The organism is Streptomyces sp. LS-MS-L19 (assembly GCF_058382285.1).
In genome coordinates this window covers 3,114,913-3,133,785 of the sequence record NZ_JBYCLL010000001.1, presented here as the reverse complement: position 1 = coordinate 3,133,785, position 18,873 = coordinate 3,114,913, and the positions used below count along the sequence as shown (strand labels likewise).

Below are 18,873 nucleotides of genomic sequence, written 5' to 3'. Positions count from 1 at the left end.
GTACCCGACCCGGAGCCGCTTCATGACGGTCGTCCTCAACCAGTCCTTCACCGGCATCAGCATCGGTGCCGTCCTGCTTCTCATCGCCCTCGGCCTGACCCTGACGTTCGGTCAGATGGGCGTCATCAACATGGCGCACGGCGAGTTCATCATGGCCGGCGCCTACACGACGTACGTCCTGCAGAAGTCCATCAGCAGCGCCGGGGTCTCCCTCCTCGTCGCCCTGCCGCTCGCGTTCCTGGTCGCGGGAGCCATGGGCGCGCTCCTTGAATGGCTGCTCATCCGGCGCCTCTACACGCGGCCGCTGGACACCCTGCTGGTCACCTGGGGCGTCTCGCTGATGCTCCAGCAGCTGGCCCGGGACGTCTTCGGCGCCCCCAACGTGCAGACGGCCGCCCCCGACATCCTCACCGGCAACATCTCGGCCGGCTCGGTCACCTTCGCCAACAACCGCCTGTTCATCCTGGGACTGGCGCTGCTCTGCGTCCTCGGCCTGACCCTGGTCCTGCGGTTCACCCCGCTCGGCCGCCGGATCCGGGCCGTCGTGCAGAACCGCGACCTCGCCGAGGTCTCCGGCATCGCCACCGGACAGGTCGACCGGATCACCTTCTTCATCGGCTCGGGCCTTGCGGGCGTGGCCGGTGTCGCGCTCACCCTGGTCGGACCGATCGGCCCGACGATGGGAACCAACTACATCGTGGACGCCTTCCTGGTCGTGGTCGTCGGCGGCATCGGACAGCTGAAGGGCGCCGTCATCACGGCGTTCGCGCTGGGCGTGCTGCAGTCCGTACTGGAGTACTCCACAACGGTCAGCGTGGCCAAGGTGGTCGTGCTGGTGGCGATCGTCGCCTTCCTCCAGTGGCGACCCCAGGGCCTGTACACACTGCGCACCCGGAGCCTGGCATGACGACCACGACCACGCCCCCCGCCACCGTGACCCCGCCCGCCACACCCCTGCTGCACCGCTTCCGGGTGCCCGCCGGCTTCGCCCTCGGCGCGGTGCTCCTGCTCGGCGTCGCCCCGCTCGCCCTCTCCGACTTCCGCCTCTCCCTCCTCGCCAAGTACCTGTGCTACGCGATCGTGGCCGTCGGGGTCAGCCTGGCCTGGGGCCGCGGCGGACTCATGGTGCTCGGCCAGGGCGTCTTCTTCGGCCTCGGCGGCTACGCCATGGCCATGCACCTCAAGCTCACCGACGCCGCCGCCACCGGCGAGAAGCTGCCGGACTTCATGCAGCTGTACGGCACCGGCGACGCCCTGCCCTGGTGGTGGAAGCCCTTCGCCAACCCGGGGTTCGCGCTCGCCATGACCGTACTGCTGCCCATGGCGGTGGCCGCGCTGCTCGGCTTCCTGGTGTTCCGGCGCAAGGTGAAGGGCGCCTACTTCGCGATCCTCAGCCAGGCCCTCGCCGCCGCCCTCTCCATCTGGCTGGTCGGCCAGCAGGCCACCACGGGCGGCACCAACGGACTCACCGACATCCAGGGCTTCTTCGGCTACTCCCTCGACGACCCGGTCAACCAGCGGATGGTGTACTTCATCATCGCCGCCGTGCTGCTCCTGCTGATGGCCCTCGCCCGCCAGCTCTTCGTCAGCCGCTACGGCGAACTCCTCGTCGCCGTACGGGACTCCGAGGAGCGGGTGCGCTTCCTCGGCTACAACCCGGCGAACGTCAAGCTCGTCGCCTACGTCGTCGCGGCCGGCATGGCGGGCCTCGCGGGAGCCCTGTTCGTCCCGGCCGTCGGGATCATCTCCCCGGCCCTGATCGGCATCGTGCCGTCCATCGGCTTCGTCATCGGCGCGGCGGTCGGCGGCCGGGCGTCCCTGGTGGGAGCGGTGCTCGGTGCGATCGCCGTGGCCTGGGCGCAGAGCACGCTGTCCGACGAGTTCCCCGCCGCGTGGACCTACCTCCAGGGACTGCTGTTCGTGCTGGCGGTCGGCTTCCTGCCCGGCGGCCTGGCCTCCCTCGGCGTCGTCCTGCGCCGACGCCGCACCCGTACCGGTACTCCTGCGACTGGAGAGACAGCATGAGCGGCGAGGGACTGACCGTCCGCGACCTGCGGGTGACGTTCGACGGGTTCACCGCCGTCGACGGCGTCAACCTGGACATCCGCCCCGGCGACCTGCGCTTCCTCATCGGCCCGAACGGCGCCGGCAAGACCACGCTCGTCGACGCGATCACCGGCCTGGTGAAGGCCACCGGATCCGTCCGCTTCGGCGACCAGGACCTGCTCGGCAAACCGGTGCAGAGGATCGCCCGCATGGGCATCGGCCGTACGTTCCAGACGGCCAGCATCTTCGAGGAACTCACCGTCCTTCAGAACCTCGACATCGCGGCGGGCGCCGGGCGGGGCGTGTGGACGATGCTGCGCCGCCGCAAGGACATCCCCGAACCGGTCGCGAGGGCACTGGAGACCACCGGCCTGACCGAACTGCGCGACCGCCCCGCTGGCGTGCTCGCCCACGGGCAGAAGCAGTGGCTGGAGATCGGCATGCTGCTCGTCCAGGACGTGAAGCTGCTGCTGCTCGACGAACCGGTGGCCGGTATGAGCCACGAGGAACGGGAGGCCACCGGCGGGCTGTTGCAGCGGGTGAGCGAGGACCACACGGTCGTCGTCATCGAGCACGACATGGACTTCATGCGCTCCTTCGCCCGCAGCGTCAGCGTCCTGCACGCCGGCAAGGTGCTCAGCGAGGGCACGGTCGCCGAGGTGCAGGCCGACGCCAAGGTCCAGGAGGTCTACCTCGGACGCGCCTCCGAACCCGAACCCGAAGCGACGCCCACCCCATCCGTCGCCGTCACCGAGGAGGCCTGAGACCCATGCTGGAGATCAGTTCCGTACAGGCCGGCTACGACCGCACCACCGTGCTGCACGGTGTGACGGTCTCGGTGCCGAAGGACGCGGTCGCCACCGTCCTGGGCCACAACGGCGCCGGGAAGAGCACCCTCCTGCGGGTCGCCATGGGCCTGCTCAAGCCGAAGAAGGGCGCGGTCCTGCTGGACGGCGAGGACATCACGCGCCTCGCCCCGCACCAGCGGGTGGCCCGCGGCATGGCGTACGTCCCCCAGGGCCAGCAGTCCTTCCCGCATCTGACCACCGCCGAGAACCTCCAACTCGTCGCCGACGGACGCCCCGACGGCAAGGAGGCGACCGCCGAGGCCCTGGACCTCTTCCCCGTCCTGCGGGAACTGTCCGGCCGACGCGCCGGCCTGCTCTCCGGCGGGCAGCGGCAGCAACTCGCCATCGCCCGCGCCCTGATCACCCGGCCGAGGCTGCTCCTGCTCGACGAACCGACCGAGGGCATCCAGCCGTCCGTCGTCGCCGAGATCGAGGAGACGATCCTCGCCCTCACCCGGCGCGGCGGCCTCTCGGTCCTCCTCGTGGAGCAGCACGTCGGCTTCGCCATGCGGGCCGCGCAGCAGTACTACGTCCTGGAGGCGGGCCGGGTGACGTCCTCGGGCGAGGGCGGCACGGGCGCAGAGCAGACGGTACGGGCCGCGCTCAGCGTGTGAGGGCCCGGCTCCGTCAAGTCCGAGTCCCAGTCCGAGTCCTAGGACCAATGCCTGATCGGCCACCGAGGTTCTTGCTGCTAGCGTGCAACTGCACATGAGTGGCAATAGTGTCGGAGGACATTGGACATGGCGGTCTACACGCTCCCGGAGCTTCCCTACGACTACTCGGCGCTCGCGCCGGTGATCAGCCCGGAGATCATCGAACTGCACCACGACAAGCACCACGCGGCCTACGTCAAGGGCGCCAACGACACGCTGGAGCAGCTGGCGGAGGCGCGCGACAAGGAGACCTGGGGCTCGATCAACGGCCTGGAGAAGAACCTGGCCTTCCACCTCTCCGGGCACATCCTGCACTCCATCTACTGGCAGAACATGACCGGCCCGAAGGACGGCGGCGGCGAGCCCCTCGCCGCCGACGGCGTGGGCGACCTCGCCGACGCGATCACCGAGTCCTTCGGCTCCTTCGCGGGCTTCAAGGCACAGCTGACCAAGGCGGCGGCCACCACCCAGGGCTCCGGCTGGGGCGTCCTGGCCTACGAGCCGCTCAGCGGGCGACTCGTCGTCGAGCAGGTCTACGACCACCAGGGCAACGTCGGCCAGGGCTCGACCCCGGTCCTGGTCTTCGACGCCTGGGAGCACGCCTTCTACCTCCAGTACAAGAACCAGAAGGTCGACTTCATCGACGCCATGTGGGCCGTGGTCAACTGGCAGGACGTGGCGAAGCGTTACGCGGCCGCCAAGGAGCGCGGCGACAGCCTGCTGCTCCGCCCGTGACGCCGCGACCGCGTCGGCGGTGAGGAACGGCTCCCGCGAGGACGTGACGCGCGGGAGCCCTTCGGCTCAGCCCCCGCAGGACACGGGCCGCTCGGCCGGCACGTCCCGCACCAGAGCGGTGACGGTGTCGAGGTACTCCTTGGTCCGCCGGTCCCGGGAGAGCCGGTCGTACACCGGCTGCACCGCCTCGCGCAGTGCGGCCGACCGGGCCGGGCTCGCGGCGGCGAACTTCTGGCCGCGGGCGCAGAGGCTCTCCAGGTCCTTGTTCTCCTCTGCGCGCAGGTCCGCGGCGGCGCCGTGCACCGCCTGCCGCGCCGCCTCTTGCAGCAGCCCGCGCCGGTCCTCACCGAGCCGTTCGACGACCTTGGTGTTGGCGACCAGGACGATCGGGCGGGGCCACAGAACGACGTTGGAAGTGCCGATCATCCCCGCTTCGTCGTAGCGGTTCCCGTTGACGGATCCGATCTGCTGCTCGAACCCGTCGAGACCCGCCACCGAGCTGCCCGCGCCGAACCATTCCGGCTTCGCGCCGAGGGCGCGCATGGTGGAGTCGGCGACCTTGGACTCCTGGACGCCGATGGTGCGCCCCTTGTAGTCCTGCGGACCGAGCAGCGGGGTCCCGGCGCCGAAGGGGCGGCGCAGGCTGCCCGGGAGCAGGCCCACGCCGGTGAGACCGTCGCCGTCGACCTCGCGGATCATGCGCTGGGCGACCGGTGCGCTGAGGACCTTCTCCTCGGCGTCGAAGCTGTTGATCAGCAGCGGGGCGGTCAGGGCGCCCAGGGCGGGGGCCCGCCGGATGTCGAAGACCCGACTGCCGAGGGCGGCCAGATCGACCCGTCCGGACCGCACGTCATCGAGCAGTCGCTCCTCGAAGTCCGGCCCCTCCTCGTGGTGGGCGTCGAACTCGGCCGAGATCTGGATCGAGCCGTGGGACAGCGTCCGCACGTTCCGCAGGAAGGCGTCGAACTCCTCACTCCCGCCCATCGGCGTGGCGAGCGTCAGGACGACCGGGTCATCAGTGCCGCTGCCCCGGTTCTCGGCGAATCTCCCGCTCGCTGTGCTGGAGCAGCCGACGGCGAGCAGGACCAGGCCGACGGCCGCGCTCAGTGCGGCACCCACCGTCGTACGTCGGGAACCCATGGCCTCACGCTTCCTCTCCCGATGGGCCGCCCACAGCCCGACGGCTTCGACGCTACGGACCGGGTGCCCGCCACGCATCCGTACGGTCCGTGACTTCCCGCCAAGGGGTGACCCGCCCCGGGAAATGGCCGTGCGGCATGGGACGTCAGACGACCGGGACAGCGTCGAACACGCGGTCGTGCACGCGGACGTGGGCCGATCCCGCGAGGTGGTCGATCAGCGCCTGGTAGCGGGCCAGGACGTACGACTGGCGGATCTGGTCGTGTGCCGTGGCGAACGACTGGTGCGGGAAGTCGGCGCGGTGGGTGGTGAACCAGGACCTGAGGGCGCTGTCCGGGGTGGTGATGGCCCGCGTGGCGGTGAGCCTGTCGCGGAGGGCGGCGGCCAGGTTGTTCAGGACGTAGGTGAAGTAGTTCGACTCGGTGTACTGCACCGGGCCGTAGATGACCTGGTGAGCGGCGACGGCCGTGCGGCGGCGGGCGTTCTCCGTCTGCCAGTTGCGCAGGAAGGCGTCGTATCCGGAATCCGCCAAGAGGCCCTGGTCGTGGGCCAGGTGCAGTGTGACGGTGACCCTGGTGACGTCGGCCAGGGCGCGCTCGCGGAGGTAGGCGGCGGGCGTCCGGCCGTCGTGTTCCGTGGTCCAGAAGCCGGGGCCGTCCTCGGCGCCGAACTTTTGCCGGAAGTGCGTGAAGGTCGCCGACCGCTCCTGGGCGAGGTAGAGGGCGAGTTCCCGTACGGGGATGTCCTGGCCGTCGATCGTCGCCGCCACGGCCGTGACCGGTGGGGCCGGTGCGGCGGCCGGTGGCCGGCTGTGCCGCGGGCCGGACAGCAGCGCCACCACGGCGATGGTGACCGCAGCCACCACCGCGGTGACGGCTGTCGTCCAGAGCGGTACGACGACGCGCGGAGTGTTCGTCGCCGGTGTCCTGGGCCGGTGCCTGGTCGACGTGCTCATCGCCGGCTCCTCCTCTCTCCTGGGGCCGTCCTGAAGGGGGCGGGCGCCCGGCCCGGAGCACCCTCATGCTCCGGGCGGGCACCCGTCCCGTCCCGTCGTCGGTTCAGCCGGCGGCGAGCGTCTGGATCTCAGCGGTGCCGAGGACCCGGTTGTAGAAGTGGACGTCGTCGATCTGGCCGTTGGTGAAGTCCACCGGTCCCTGGTTGTAGGTGCCGGCGCCGATGAGCGTGGCGCCGATCGCCTTCCAGGGAGAGGTGAAGGACGTGCTGCCCTGGAGGGTGCCGTTGACGTACAGCGAGATCGTCTGGGCGCCGCTGTCGTACACGCCGAGGACGTGGTACCAGGTGCCCGTCGTGGCCGCCGAGCCGGCCGTCACCGTCGTGGCCGCGGACGCGTTCGCGTCGGAAGCCCGGGTGACGAAGGTGAACTTGCCTCCTGACAGTTGCAGGTAGAAGGGGCTGACCTTGCCGCCGACCAGGCTGGCGAAGGTCTGGTTGTTGCCGCTGACGGAGTTCAGCTTCACCCAGGCACCGACCGCGTAGCTCTGGCTGGTGTCGATCACCGACGAGGGGACGACCGCCATGGTGACGGCGGTGCCGTCGAGGCTGAGCGAGTCACTGCCGACCTTGCCGCTGCCCGCCCAGCCGGCGTTGCCCTCGGTGTAGCCGTCGTCGGTGTTGCCGAGCAGGTTGGTGACGGTGTGGCCGCTGCCCTCGTCGAGCTGGTAGTAGCCGGCGGCGCCGGTGCCCAGGGCGTACGCCTCGCGGGCGGTGATCGCCCGGGGGATCATCCGTACGTCGTCGACGGCGCCGTTGGCGAAGTCCACGTTCCCGCCGTTCCACTTGGCCCGGCCGATCGTGGTGTGGCCGGTGGCCTTCCACGGGGAGGAGAACGCCGTGCTGCCCTGGAGCTGGCCGTTGACGTACAGCGCGATGGTGTGGGCGCTGTTGTCGTACACGCCGGTCAGGTGGTACCAGGTGCCGGTGGCGGGGCTGCCGCCGGTGACCTGCTTGTAGGTGGCGCCGGTCGAGTCGGCGCTGCGGACGGTGAAGGCGAAGGTGCCGCCCGACAGTTGGAGGTAGAAGGGGCTGATGTTCGCGCCGTCGATGCTCGCGTAGGTCTGGTTGCCGGTGAGGCTGTTCGGCTTCACCCAGGCGGAGACCGTGTAGCTGCCGCTGGTGTCGAGGGCGGTGGTGGGGATGTCCACCCAGGAGTTGCTCGCGCCGGTCAGGCTGAGCGCGCCCGTACCGACCGTGCCGGTCGTCCAGGACGCCCCTGCCTGGAGGGTGCCGTTGTTGGCGCCGCCGGTCAGGTCGGCGGTGGCGGTGCCGGAGCCCTCTTCGAGCGGCCAGTACGCGCCTGCGTGGGCCGTGGGTCCGGAGACGGCCGGGCCGTTGTAGGCGCCGATGTTGGGCGCGGCGGTGGCGGAGACGGCGTTGCCGAAGTAGTCCTGGCCGCCGTTGGAGGAGACCACCGCGCCCGCGCCGAGGGCGGGGGAGCCGCTGCGCAGCTTGTAGACCGCCGCGGAGGCCCGGCCCGTGCCGCCGGCGCCCGGGTTCACGAACAGCGGGTCGGTGGTGATCTTCGCCGAGTCGGCCGGTTCGCTCGCGGGGTGGTTGCCGTAGAACAGGTTGTGGGTCCAGGTCGTCCTGTTGGTGGCGTAGCCGCCGGTGCCCAGCTTGTAGACGATGTTGTTCGAGAAGGCGACCGTGCTGTTCGGGGTCCCGCCGGTCACATTGCCGTTGTCGCCCTCACCCATGTAGATCGTGTTGTTGTACACCTGGGCGGTGGTGTTGCTGTCGACGCCGCCCATGCCGGGGAAGACCGCGTTGGACGCGCCGTCGTTCTGGCTGATGTTGTAGCGGATCACCGAGGACTTGGCGCCGAAGCCGCTGCGGCAGCACCACTCCGTGAAGCCGAACGGGTTGTCGTGGCTCCAGTTGTACTGGATGACGGTGCCGGAGTTGTTGTTGTCGATGTCGAAGGCCTGGCCGTCGACGAAGTTGCGGTACTGCCGGGAGACCTCGTTGTTCTGGAACACCGCGTTGGTCGTCCACCCGTTCCACAGACCGGCGCCGGAGTAGCGGTAGCCGTTGTCCGTGGCCACGTTGTTCTGGATGAGCGGTGACGCGCAGAACACGCAGACGATGTCGTTGCCGCCCATGTCGGTGAGGGTGTTGCCGTCGATGACGACGTTGGTGGTGTTGATGTTGTGGTTCAGGCCCACGAGCGAGCCGATGTAGATGCCGCCGGCGTCGTCGCGTGTCAGCGTGTTGTTGCTGATCTGGACGTCGTCCCAGCCGCTGGTGGTGTTGTTGTCGGTGACGTCGAAGGCGATGCCGGAGGACTGGCTCGGCTGCACGGGGTTCTGGACGTTCGCCCAGTACCCCTTCACGTCGTGGATGTTGTTGTTCAGGATGTGTATCCCGGCGAGGATGCCGGTGGTGTCGTTCTCCAGCTGGATGCCGCTGCGTACGGCCGCGCTGGCGGCCGGGTTGGTGATCTCCAGGTTCTGGACGGTCCAGTACTGCTGGTTGTGCAGGTAGACGGTGGCCGCGGCGCCCCCGCCGTTGAGGATGGGCGCGGCACCGGAGCCGTAACTGCCGATCACGATCGGGTTGCCGGCGGCGCCGGAGCCCTGGGGCTGGAGTTCGCCGGTCCAGGAACCGCCGGCCTGGAACAGGATCTGGTTGCCGGCCGTGAACGTCGTCGCATTGACGTTCGTGAGCGTCTTCCACGGGGTGGCGGTACTGCATCCGTCGTTGCTGTCGCTGCCGGACGACGACGAGACGTAGTACGTGGTGCAGGTCGCCGCGTGCGCAACCGTGCTGGGGACGAGTACGAGTCCCAGCGTGGCTGCCGCGCTGCCCAGGGCCGCCAGGAGGCGGCGTGGCCATCTTCGCATTGCGTTCCTCTTCGAACGGAGCGGATGAGTGAGGTGGAGCGGACCGGTGCGCACGCCGTGCCGGGCGGTGCGGGGAGAGGGCGCGCCGAACGCACCGGTCGATCTGGGGAGAGGGCGGCGGTCAGCTCGTCAGGGGTGGGGTTCAGCCCTTGACGGCGCCGCTGAGCAGGCCGGACACGATGTGCCGCTGGACCGCGACGAAGAAGACCACCATGGGGACCAGGGCCATGACACTCAGGGTCAGGAAGGCCGGCCAGTCGACCTGGAACTGCCCGACCGAGGTGTAGACCTCCAGCACGATCGTGCTCTTGCCCGGGTCGCTCAGGTACACGTTGGGGGTGAAGAAGTCGTTCCAGATCCACATGGTCTGGAACACCGCGACCGTGGCCAGGATGGGCCGGATCAGCGGCAGCACGATCCGCCAGAAGACCTGCCAGGGACCGCAGCCGTCCAGCCGGGCGGCCTCGATGACCTCGAACGGCAGGGTGGCCATGTAGCCCTGGATGACGAACCAGCAGAAGATCGAGCCCGCGCTGTAGACCAGGACCAGGCCGTTCAGGCTGTTGACCAGGTTCAGTTCGACGAAGATCTGGTAGACGGGGATCAGCGTGGACTGGGTGGGCACGACGAACGCGAGCAGCAGGAGCTTGCCGAAACGCCGGTTGAACCTGGTGGGGCGGATCGTCAGGGCGTACGCGGCCATGGCGCCGATCAGCACCATGAGGGCCACCGAGACCACCGTGACGTAGAGGGTGTTCGCGAACGCCGCCGCGACGGGGACCTGGTCGAGGACCCGGCGGTAGGTGGAGAAGTCCGGTGAGGTCGGCAGCGCGAGGGGTGAACCGGTGGTCTGCGCCTGCGACTTGAGGGTGTTGACGAGGACGTAGTAGAAGGGCAGCGCCATCACCGCCGAGAGGGGCAGCATGTAAACGCTGGTGAGCCAGCCCCGGGTGCGCAGCCGGGAGAGGATCGCCGTCACCGGAACCTCCTTTCCAGCCTGCGGGTCACCGAGAGCTGGAGGGACAGCACGGCGGCGACCGCGATCAGGAAGATCACGCTCAGTGCGGCGCCGAGCCCGTAGTCGGCCTCGACGATGCCGCGTTGCACGAGTACCTGGGTCATGGTGAAGGTGGCGTAGCCGGGCCCGCCGTTGGTGAGGGTGAACGGCAGGTCGTACACCCTCAGGCCGTTGATGAGCAGCAGGAACTGGCTGACCGTCATGGCCGGGGCGAGCAGCGGCAGCGTGATGCGGAAGAACTGCTGGCGCGGGGTGGCCCCGTCGATGGTGGCGGCCTCGTAGTAGTCCCGGGGGACGGACTGGAGGTAGGCGAGGTAGAGGACGGCGTGCCAGCCGGTCTGCGCCCAGACCCCGACCACGATCACAGAGACCTTGGCCAGGGTGTTGTCCGACAGCCACGGCACCGGGCCGACTCCGAAGAGGCCGCCCAGCACGGAGTTGATCACCCCGGAGGACAGTGGCGACAGGACGAACGTCCAGACCAGGCCGAGGATCGCCATGCTGGGTACGGCGGGGAAGAAGAACGCCGCACGGACCAGACTCCGGCCGGGGAAGCGGCGGTTGAGGATCACCGCGAGCGGGATGGCCAGGACGGTCACGATCAGGGTGGTCGCCACCGCGTACAGCAGGGTGAAGCCGAGGCCCGTCAGCACCGAGGGGTCGGTGAAGATCTGCCGGTAGTTCCGCAGCCCGACCAGGTGCCGGGTCGGTGAGGAGCCGCTGTAGTCGGTGAAGCTGTAGTACACCGACTCGGCGAGCGGCACCACGAACAGCACCACCAGGACGAGGGCGATCGGCACCAGGAACGCCTGCGTGGTCAGCTGCTCGCGCAGCCGGCGGCGGCCGGGGCGGGTCCCGCCGGACGTGCCGTCCGGCGCGGTGCCGGCGCGGGCCCGGGTGGGGAGGTCGGGGGTCTGTATGGCCATGAGGGCTGTCGCTTCCCGCCTACTTCGCGTCGAGCTGCTTGAGCTTCTTGTCCAGCGCGGCGGGGATGTCCTTGGGCTTGACCGAGCCCTGGATCATCTGCTGCATCTGGGTGTTGAGCTCCTGGCTGAGCTCGTTGGAGTGGCGCGGCCAGGCGACGACGGGGAGGTAGATCTTGCCGGAGCGGGCGCCGAGGGCCTGGTTGGTGATGCTGTCGGCGAAGCTCGGCGTGTAGTTGCTGGTCGTGGTGATCGCGCCGCTGGACTTGCCGTACGCCTTCACGGCGTCGGGGCTCGCCAGGAACTCCAGGAACTTCAGGGCGGCTTCGGGGTTCTTGGCCTTGGGGTTGATCGCGTAGCCCGGGCTGGCGGCACCGGTCCAGTAGCTGGTGCCCGGGGTGATGCCGGGGATGGCCTCGGTCTGGAAGGACAGCTTCGGGGCGCTCTTCTGGACCGCGGGCACGTTCCAGGTGCCGGCGCCGAACATGGCCACACGTCCGTTGGCGAACTCGCTGACCACCTGGTCGCCGGTCAGGCCCAGCACGGCCTTGGGCGTCAGCTTCTCGGTGTACAGCTTGCAGTAGGCGACCAGCGGGTCGGTCCAGGTGTCGGCGAAGGTGGTTCTGCCCGCGAAGATGTCGGCGTCGGGGAAGGCGGTCCGGCTGTCGAAGTACCCGCCGAGCAGGCCCCACAGCGCCATGAAGTTGCCGTCGTGGGCGGCGTCGTAGTACGGGGTGATGCCCTTGTCCTTGAGCTTGCGGCACAGGTCCAGGAATCCGTCCCAGCTGTCCGGCAGCTTGTCCGCGCCGACCTTGGCGAGCAGCTCCTTGTTGTACATGATCCCGCCGGCCCAGGAGGAGATGGACAGTCCGTAGACCTTGCCGTCGACCGTCATGAACTCCTTGTTGGCGGAGTTCATGGGCTCCAGGAACTTCTGGCCGGTCAGGTTCTTCACGAAGCCGCCGCTGACCAGCTGCTTGTCCTCGGCGGTGAGGATGAAGACGTCGGCGCCGGTGTGGGCCTGGAGGCGGGTCTGCAGGGTGGAGACGTACTGCGGCACGGGCGGGGCGTAGGAGAAGGAGACCGAGGTGCCGGTCTGCTTGGTGAACAGGTCCAGCACGGGCTTCATGACGGTCTGGGTGTCCCAGGAGAAGAAGGACACGGACCCCTTTCCGCCGCCCCCGCCGACCGCGGTGCTGGTGGAACAGGCGGCGGCACCCAGCGCGGTCCCCCCGAGAACGGCGGCCATGAGACTGCCCTGCACGAAGCGTCGTCTGGTGAGCTGGGGGGTGCTGTCTGCGGTGGGGTTGGTGGACATGGTGGGTCCTTTCGGGGAGCGCGTGAGGCGGGGGCGGGTGTGGTGTGTACGGGGCGGAGGGAGCAGGGCCGAGGCGCTGTCCTGGGCGGGAGCGGGGTGCGAACCCGGTGCACTGAGCGGAAGTGGGCGCCTGGGCCGGGGGTGGGCGGAGGGAGGAGGGCCGGGGTCGGGCGGAGGCGGAGGTGCCGGGCGAGGCGGGGTGTCGTGGCCCGGGGGTGTCGTGCCGAGCGGGGCGTGCGTGCCGGGAGCGGGCGGGTTCCTCAGCTGATGTTGAGGAGCCTGGGGCGGGGGTGCGGCGCTGGGTGGGGCGGTGGTGTCAGGCCGAGAGGGGGAGTGTCGAGGCCGGGGCGGCGCTGGATCGGGGCGAGAGGCCGGAGGGGCGGGGTGCCCCGGCGGACGCGGGTTGCCTGGGCTGAGTCGGAGGGGCAGGGCTAGGAGTGGAGATGTCGGGGCCGCCGACGGGTGACGGGGCCGGTGTGGAGGGGGCGGTGCTCGGTGGGAGCAGGGGTGTGAAATCGGTGCCCCGGCGGAGGTGGGGGCCTGGGGCGGGCCGGGGTTCCGGGGAGCGGCAGGCGGGGTGTCTGGGACGGGAGCAAGGGGTCGGGGCAGGAAAGGGCGGGTCAGGGGAGTGGCAAGGTGTGGAACGGGACCGTGTCGCGGTCCAGGCGGAGGCGGTCGCCGTCCGTCGTGAGGCGGGCCAGTTGAATCACCGAGCGGCGCTGCGCCGGGCCGTCGGCGGACGGGGGCTCCGTCTCCCGGTCGGGGTGGGTGAAGTAGAAGATCCAGGCCGCGTCGGGGCCCGCGACGACGTCGGCGTGGTGTCCCACACCCCGGTCGTCCTCGCGGGTGCCCGAGCCGTCGAGGATGCGGCCCGCCGGGGTCCAGTCGTCGAGGTCGGCGGAGCGGAACACGTCCTGGCCGTCCCAGCAGTCCACGACCATCCAGTACCGGCCGTCCAGCGCGAAGACGTTCGGTCCCTCGTGCGGCCGGTGCTCCAGCACGGGCCCCCGCACCCGCCAGTCGTACAGGTCGGCCGAGTCCGCGGCCCAGGTGTGCGAGCCGTGGGCCTCGTCCTTGTACCACATGCGCCAGCCCGAGCCGTCCGGCAGCGGATGGACGCAGGCGTCGATGACCCGGCGTGAACTGAGCGGCACCGGCCCGGCGAGCACCCAGTGCCACAGGTCCCCGCTGGTGTAGTGCAGGATCCGCCGCTCGTGGCCCTCCCAGCGGTCCGGCACCCCGCGGATGTAGCTGACGTACATGTGGAACACCCCGTCGGGCGCCCGCACGATCTCCGGGGCCCAGAACGTGTTGGTGCCCGGTTCGAACGGGAGGCTGTCCAGCACCCCGCGGTAGAGCCACTCGCGGCCGTCCGTGCTGGTCGCGACGCCGATCGCGGTGCCGTGCACCCAGGCGACGCCGGGCGCCGACACGTCGGAGCGACGCTGTGTGTAGAACATCCACCACTGCCGGCCGTCGTACTGCACGACGGGATCGGTCGGGCCCGCGTGGACGGGGTCCTCGTACAGGGGCGCCGGGGCGGAGGCAAGGGAGGCCATGACGACCTTCTTCTGCCGGCGGGAGCCGGCCTTGTCGGGAGAATGCCGAAGTAACCGGATGAACCCGGTGTTACAGCTGGGTGAAGCGGGATCAGGATGTCCGTCGGGTACATCGTCGTCAAGCCTCTTTGGTCGGTCTTTTTCCAGACCGACATCAAAGGGCGTCCCCGAGCATCCACGCCATGCCCGTGATCTTTGCAGGTCACGGCTGTTCACTTCGTCGCTTCCTCCAGCTCCCGCGCACCCCCGCAAGGAGACCGCTGCGCGCCACCGGACTTCTCTTCCTTTGACAACGATGAATCTCTGGTGCGAAGCTCGCCTCACCTCAACCGACCCCCGCAGACGAGGAGACCGGCCCCGTGCCCCAGAGCGCCCCCCGCGACCACCAGGCCGAACGGCCCGCCGGCTACCTCTTCGCCCACTTCGCCGGCGAGCACCGCCCCGACGGCGAGCGGATCCGTTTCGCGCTCAGCGACACCCCCCGCATGGACCGATGGACCGAACTCGAAGATGTCCCCCCGCTCGCCCCCGCGGGCGGCGGGGCCCGGGACCCGTACCTGGTGCGGGCCGCGGACGGCAGCGGGTTCCATCTGCTCGCCACCGACCTGCGCATCCACGGCGGCGCGGGCTGGGAACAGGCGATCGCGCACGGCAGCCGCGACCTGCTGGTGTGGCACTCGGCCGACCTGCGCGAGTGGGACGGGCCGCACCGGATCCAGGTCATGCCGGAGCAGGCCGGGTGCGTCTGGGCACCCGAGGCCGTCTACGACCCGGACCGCGAGGAGTACCTGGTGTTCTGGGCGTCCACCGTCTACCCGGACGACGACCCCGGGCACGAGAGCCCGTCGTACCAGCGCATGTACCGCGCGGCCACCAAGGACTTCCGCACGTTCGACGAGGCACGGGTGTGGGTCGACAAGGGCTATCCCGTCATCGACTCCACGGTCGTGGAGCACGAGGGCTGGTTCTACCGGTTCACGAAGGACGAGCGGCTGCCCGGCACCGCGGACGCCCCGGACGCCAAGTTCGTCTTCGTGGAGCGCTCCCGGGACCTGACCGCCCCGGACTACGAGCCCGTCGCACAGGGCGTGGGCCGCGGCGCCGGAGGACTGCCCGGGCTGGCGCACGCGGAAGGGCCGATCGTGCTCCCGGCACCCGACGGGCGGGGCTGGCTGCTCCTGCTGGACGAGTTCCTCGGCCGCGGCTACGTGCCGTTCCGGGCCGACCGCCTGGACAGTCCCGTGTGGCTCCCCGTGGCCGACCCGGAGTTCTGCGTCCTGCCGCCGGGACTCCGGCACGGCTCGGTGCTGCCGCTCACCGCGGCCGAGTGCGCGGGGCTGCGCAGCCCGGCCCCCGCCGGAGCCTAAGGTTCGGTCATGTCCACGATGCATGACGTGGCCCAGCGGGCCGGGGTGTCACTGAAGACGGTCTCCCGTGTGGTCAACGGCGAGCCCAACGTCAGCGAACAGACCCGGCGCAAGGTCGACGCGGCCATAGCCGAGCTGGACTTCCGGCCCAACTCGGTCGCCCGCAACCTGCGCACCGGCCGGATCGACCTGGTCGGACTCGCCCTGCCCCACCTGTCCCAGCCCTACTTCTCCTCGCTCGCCGAGGAGATCATGCGCGAGGCGGAACGCCATGGGCTCACGGTGCTGATCGAGCTCACCGAAGGAGCCGCCGAGGCCGAACTCGCCCTGGTCCGGGAGCACGGTCCGCACCTGGGAGGGCTGTTGATGTACCCGGTGGGGCTGTCCGACGCCCAGGCCCTCACCGTGGCCCGGACCGTGCCGACCGTGTTCATCTCCGAACGGGCCTACGACGCACCCGTCGACCGGGTCGCCATGGCCAACCAGGAAGGCGTCCGGGCCCTCGTCGGACACATGGTGTCGCTGGGATACACCCGGATCGCGGCCCTCGGCGCCGACCACACCGACCGGCCCGAGCGGGCCGCCGCCCACCTGCGCCTGAAGGGCTACCGCAAGGGACTGCGGGACGCCGGTCTGCCCTACGACCCCGACCTGGTCCTCGAAGTGGGCACCCCGCACTGGAACCGCCAGGAGGGAGCCACCGCCATGCGCCGGCTGATCGACCAGGGTGTCCCCTTCGACGCCGTGGTCGCCTTCGCGGACGTCCTGGCGCTCGGCGCCCTGCACACCCTGCAGGAGGCGGGGGTGCGGGTCCCGGCCGAGGTGGCCGTCGCCGGGTTCGACGACACCGACGACGCCCGGTACGCGCACCCGGCGCTCACCTCGCTCGCCCCCGGCAGGAGCCAGATCGCACGCGAGGCCCTGGTCCTGCTGAACGACCGCATGAACGGTACGGTCGAGCGGGATTCCGGCCGGCTGGTCGTCGCCGACCACCAACTGACCGTCCGTGAATCGACTTTGGGAGGGATGCCCGCATGGGGCGGAGCGTGACCATGCGTACCGTGGCCGAGAAGGCGGGCGTGTCGACGAAGACGGTCTCCAACGTCATCAACGGCACGGGCTCCTTCAGTCCCGAGACGGAGCACCGCGTCCGTGCGGCCGTCGAGGAACTCGGCTACCGGCTCAACCCCTTCGCCCGCGGGCTGCGCTCGCAGCGCACCGGCACCATCGCGCTGGTGCTCCCGAACGTCCACCAGCCGTTCAACGCGGAGCTGGCCGAACAGGTCATCCGGGCTCCGGAGACCCAGGGCCTGAAGGTGGTCGTCGAGACCACCCGGGGAGACGCCGAGCGGGAACGCGCCGTCCTGTCCACCTCGCACAAGGAACTCGTGGACGGGGTCATCTACGTGCCGCAGGCCCTCACCGCCGAGGAGTACCTGCCGCTGCCGCTCACCCAGCCCACCGTCGTCCTCGGCGAGCGCCCCGCCCAGGCGGCCGGGACGCACCTGGACTACGTCGAGATCGCCGACGAGCAGGGCACCCACGCGGCCGTCAGCCATCTCCTCGCCCAGGGCAGGCGCCGTATCGCAGCGCTGTGCGAACAGGTGGAACCCCGGGCCGGCGGCCGGCGTCTGCGCGGTTACCGCAGAGCTCTCGAGGACGCCGGGGTCGCCTACGACGACTCGCTGGTGATCGGTGTGGACGACGCCGACCTGTGGTCCTCCGGCGCCGGCGCGGTGGCCCGTCTGCTGCGCACCCGCGTCCGCTTCGACGCCCTGTTCTGCTACAACGACGTGGTCGCGATCGGTGCGCTGTCGGTCCTGGCCCGCAGCGGCGTCTCCGTCCCGGACGACGTGGCCCTGGCGGGCTTCGACGACATCGAGGCAGCCCGCTTCGCCTCGACGCCGCTGACCACCGTCGACCCGCAGCGCGCGGTGATCGCCCGCACGGCGGTGTCGCTGCTGCGCTCGCGCATGGACCTGGAGGACTTCCGGGGCCTCCCCGGCCGCTGCGAGAGCGCCGGCTTCGCCCTGCGGGTGCGCCGGTCGTCCGCGGCCGCGCCCGGTCTCTCCAGCGCCGATTGAGCGGGGAGCGCTTCACCCGGACGCCCGCGGGGATGTCCGATCACGCTCGCGGCCGCAGAATTGGCGTTATGTCCTGTTTCTGTGGATGGGAGCCACCTCATGAAAGATCTCAAGTTCGAGCAGAAGAGCTCGCTGTCGCGCGCCGAGGCGGCTGACCGGCTCGACGCGCTCGCGGCCGCGCTGAGAGAGGGCGGGGAGGCCGAACTGGAACTCGGCTCCGGAACGACGGTGAGCCTGCGGATCCCCGACGACCTGCGCACCGAGGTGGAGGTCGAGGTCGGAGACGGGGAGATCGAGCTGGAGATCGAGTTCAAGTGGTCGACGCGACGGCCCCGGACGGCACCGTCGCAGTCGGCCGCCCGTACGGAGAAGGCCGCGGGGAAGAAGACCGTCCCCGCCCGGTCCGGTCGCACCGGCACCGACGCCAGGAGGGCCAAGAGCGGCTGACGGGAAGCGGCCGGCGCGTCACACGGGTTCCGGGACGAAGCGGTACAGCTCGTCGGCCCCGTCCTGGATGACGCCGTAACTGCTCTCCGGCACCTCGTTCCAGGCGCCGGGCAGGTTGCCGAGGGGTTCGGAGACGACGAGGCGGGTGTCGTCGGAGACCTCCCGCAGGAACGCCGCGTCGGGGTGCAGGGTGCGCAGGGTGTCCACGCGGGTGCTGTAGAACAGCGACCGGGAAGCGCCCTGGCTCGAGTAGCGGAACGACCATATGCGCACGCCGTCGGTCACGCCGATCGTCATCTGCAGCGGGAACTCCACACCGTGGGCGTGGCCGACGCGCTCCACCGCGCCCACCATCCGGGACACCGCGCCCGGCGGATCCTCGTCCAGGCCGAAGGTGAGCGCCAGGTAGAACATCACCTCCGAGTCCGTGGTGCCCTCGATGTCGGCGTACAGGCCGGGCTCGACGAGCAGGGACAGGTCGCGGCGTACGAGGTGGAAGTCCGCGATGGCGCCGTTGTGCATCCACATCCAGCGGCCGTGCCGGAACGGGTGGCAGTTCGTCTGCTGCACCGCCGTGCCGGTGGTCGCCCTGATGTGGGCGAAGAACAACGGGGAGCGGACATGGTCCGCGAGCTCCCTCAGGTTCCGGTTGTTCCACGCGGGGCCCACGTCCGTGAACAGGGCCGGGGTGTCGATGCTCTCCTCCGAGTACCACCCGACGCCGAAACCGTCACCGTTGGTCGTCTCGACACCCATGCGTGAGTGGAGGCTCTGGTCGATCAGCGAGTGGGCCGGTTTGTAGAGGATGGTGTCGAGGAGCAGGGGGGTTCCCGAGTAAGCGAGCCATCGGCACATGAACGATCACCTGTGTTCCT

17 protein-coding genes are annotated in these 18,873 nt (G+C 70.1%); 9 read left to right on the top strand and 8 right to left on the bottom strand.

Going from position 1 to position 18,873, the window contains the following annotated elements; genetic code table 11:
* The first annotated feature begins 22 nt into the window (after nucleotides 1-22).
* The 5 genes from urtB to AC2XR2_RS13810 all read left to right on the top strand — a co-directional run bounded on the left by urtB (nucleotide 23) and on the right by AC2XR2_RS13810 (nucleotide 4,282).
* The gene (urtB, locus tag AC2XR2_RS13830) at nucleotides 23-907 is read left to right on the top strand and encodes an urea ABC transporter permease subunit UrtB (RefSeq protein ID WP_037717241.1); all 885 of its coding nucleotides are present in this window, start codon (nucleotides 23-25) and stop codon (nucleotides 905-907) included.
* Nucleotides 904-2,025 (top strand): urea ABC transporter permease subunit UrtC, encoded by a 1,122-nt coding sequence (gene urtC, locus AC2XR2_RS13825; protein WP_491515184.1) that lies wholly within the window; start codon nucleotides 904-906, stop codon nucleotides 2,023-2,025. The genes urtB and urtC overlap by 4 nt, the downstream gene beginning before the upstream one ends.
* Nucleotides 2,022-2,810 carry an urea ABC transporter ATP-binding protein UrtD gene (gene urtD / locus AC2XR2_RS13820; protein WP_491515183.1) on the top strand — a complete coding sequence of 263 codons (789 nt, stop codon included), beginning with the start codon at nucleotides 2,022-2,024 and terminating at the stop codon, nucleotides 2,808-2,810. The genes urtC and urtD overlap by 4 nt, the downstream gene beginning before the upstream one ends.
* A 5-nt stretch (nucleotides 2,811-2,815) precedes the next feature.
* On the top strand, nucleotides 2,816-3,508 hold the full coding sequence (gene urtE, locus AC2XR2_RS13815; RefSeq protein ID WP_330267139.1) for an urea ABC transporter ATP-binding subunit UrtE: 693 nt from the start codon (nucleotides 2,816-2,818) through the stop codon (nucleotides 3,506-3,508).
* A gap of 126 nt (nucleotides 3,509-3,634) precedes the next feature.
* Nucleotides 3,635-4,282 (top strand): superoxide dismutase, encoded by a 648-nt coding sequence (locus tag AC2XR2_RS13810; RefSeq protein WP_055634704.1) that lies wholly within the window; start codon nucleotides 3,635-3,637, stop codon nucleotides 4,280-4,282.
* Nucleotides 4,283-4,348: 66 nt separating this feature from the next.
* On the opposite strand, the gene AC2XR2_RS13805 is transcribed toward AC2XR2_RS13810, so the two are convergent.
* The 7 genes from AC2XR2_RS13805 to AC2XR2_RS13775 form a co-directional block, all read right to left on the bottom strand.
* Entirely contained in the window at nucleotides 4,349-5,422 is a 1,074-nt protein-coding gene (locus tag AC2XR2_RS13805) for a TRAP transporter substrate-binding protein (protein ID WP_491515182.1), read from the bottom strand.
* 145 nt (nucleotides 5,423-5,567) lie between these two features.
* Nucleotides 5,568-6,377, bottom strand: a complete 810-nt coding sequence (locus tag AC2XR2_RS13800) for a hypothetical protein (RefSeq protein ID WP_491515181.1) — start codon at nucleotides 6,375-6,377, stop codon at nucleotides 5,568-5,570.
* Nucleotides 6,378-6,480: 103 nt separating this feature from the next.
* Nucleotides 6,481-9,282 (bottom strand): LamG-like jellyroll fold domain-containing protein, encoded by a 2,802-nt coding sequence (locus AC2XR2_RS13795; protein ID WP_449348242.1) that lies wholly within the window; start codon nucleotides 9,280-9,282, stop codon nucleotides 6,481-6,483.
* Nucleotides 9,283-9,424: 142 nt separating this feature from the next.
* Nucleotides 9,425-10,261, bottom strand: coding sequence for a carbohydrate ABC transporter permease (locus AC2XR2_RS13790; protein ID WP_381299819.1), 837 nt, complete (start codon nucleotides 10,259-10,261; stop codon nucleotides 9,425-9,427).
* Nucleotides 10,258-11,226: a carbohydrate ABC transporter permease gene (locus tag AC2XR2_RS13785; RefSeq protein WP_491515180.1), complete on the bottom strand. Its 969-nt coding sequence runs from the start codon at nucleotides 11,224-11,226 to the stop codon at nucleotides 10,258-10,260. Before AC2XR2_RS13785 ends, AC2XR2_RS13790 begins: the two co-directional genes overlap by 4 nt.
* A 19-nt stretch (nucleotides 11,227-11,245) precedes the next feature.
* On the bottom strand, nucleotides 11,246-12,541 hold the full coding sequence (locus AC2XR2_RS13780; protein WP_491515179.1) for an ABC transporter substrate-binding protein: 1,296 nt from the start codon (nucleotides 12,539-12,541) through the stop codon (nucleotides 11,246-11,248).
* A gap of 620 nt (nucleotides 12,542-13,161) precedes the next feature.
* Nucleotides 13,162-14,100, bottom strand: coding sequence for a glycoside hydrolase family protein (locus AC2XR2_RS13775; RefSeq protein ID WP_449348240.1), 939 nt, complete (start codon nucleotides 14,098-14,100; stop codon nucleotides 13,162-13,164).
* Between the two features lie 359 nt (nucleotides 14,101-14,459).
* On the opposite strand from AC2XR2_RS13775, the gene AC2XR2_RS13770 reads away from it, so the two are divergent.
* The 4 genes from AC2XR2_RS13770 to AC2XR2_RS13755 all read left to right on the top strand — a co-directional run bounded on the left by AC2XR2_RS13770 (nucleotide 14,460) and on the right by AC2XR2_RS13755 (nucleotide 17,998).
* Nucleotides 14,460-15,467: a glycoside hydrolase family 43 protein gene (locus AC2XR2_RS13770; protein WP_491515178.1), complete on the top strand. Its 1,008-nt coding sequence runs from the start codon at nucleotides 14,460-14,462 to the stop codon at nucleotides 15,465-15,467.
* 9 nt (nucleotides 15,468-15,476) lie between these two features.
* Nucleotides 15,477-16,517, top strand: coding sequence for a LacI family DNA-binding transcriptional regulator (locus AC2XR2_RS13765; protein ID WP_491515177.1), 1,041 nt, complete (start codon nucleotides 15,477-15,479; stop codon nucleotides 16,515-16,517).
* A 2-nt stretch (nucleotides 16,518-16,519) separates the two neighbouring features.
* Nucleotides 16,520-17,551, top strand: coding sequence for a LacI family DNA-binding transcriptional regulator (locus tag AC2XR2_RS13760; protein ID WP_491518448.1), 1,032 nt, complete (start codon nucleotides 16,520-16,522; stop codon nucleotides 17,549-17,551).
* Nucleotides 17,552-17,650: 99 nt separating this feature from the next.
* Nucleotides 17,651-17,998, top strand: a complete 348-nt coding sequence (locus AC2XR2_RS13755) for an amphi-Trp domain-containing protein (protein ID WP_381299813.1) — start codon at nucleotides 17,651-17,653, stop codon at nucleotides 17,996-17,998.
* 18 nt (nucleotides 17,999-18,016) lie between these two features.
* On the opposite strand, the gene AC2XR2_RS13750 is transcribed toward AC2XR2_RS13755, so the two are convergent.
* Nucleotides 18,017-18,853: a class II glutamine amidotransferase gene (locus AC2XR2_RS13750; protein WP_330267150.1), complete on the bottom strand. Its 837-nt coding sequence runs from the start codon at nucleotides 18,851-18,853 to the stop codon at nucleotides 18,017-18,019.
* Nucleotides 18,854-18,873 lie beyond the last annotated feature (20 nt).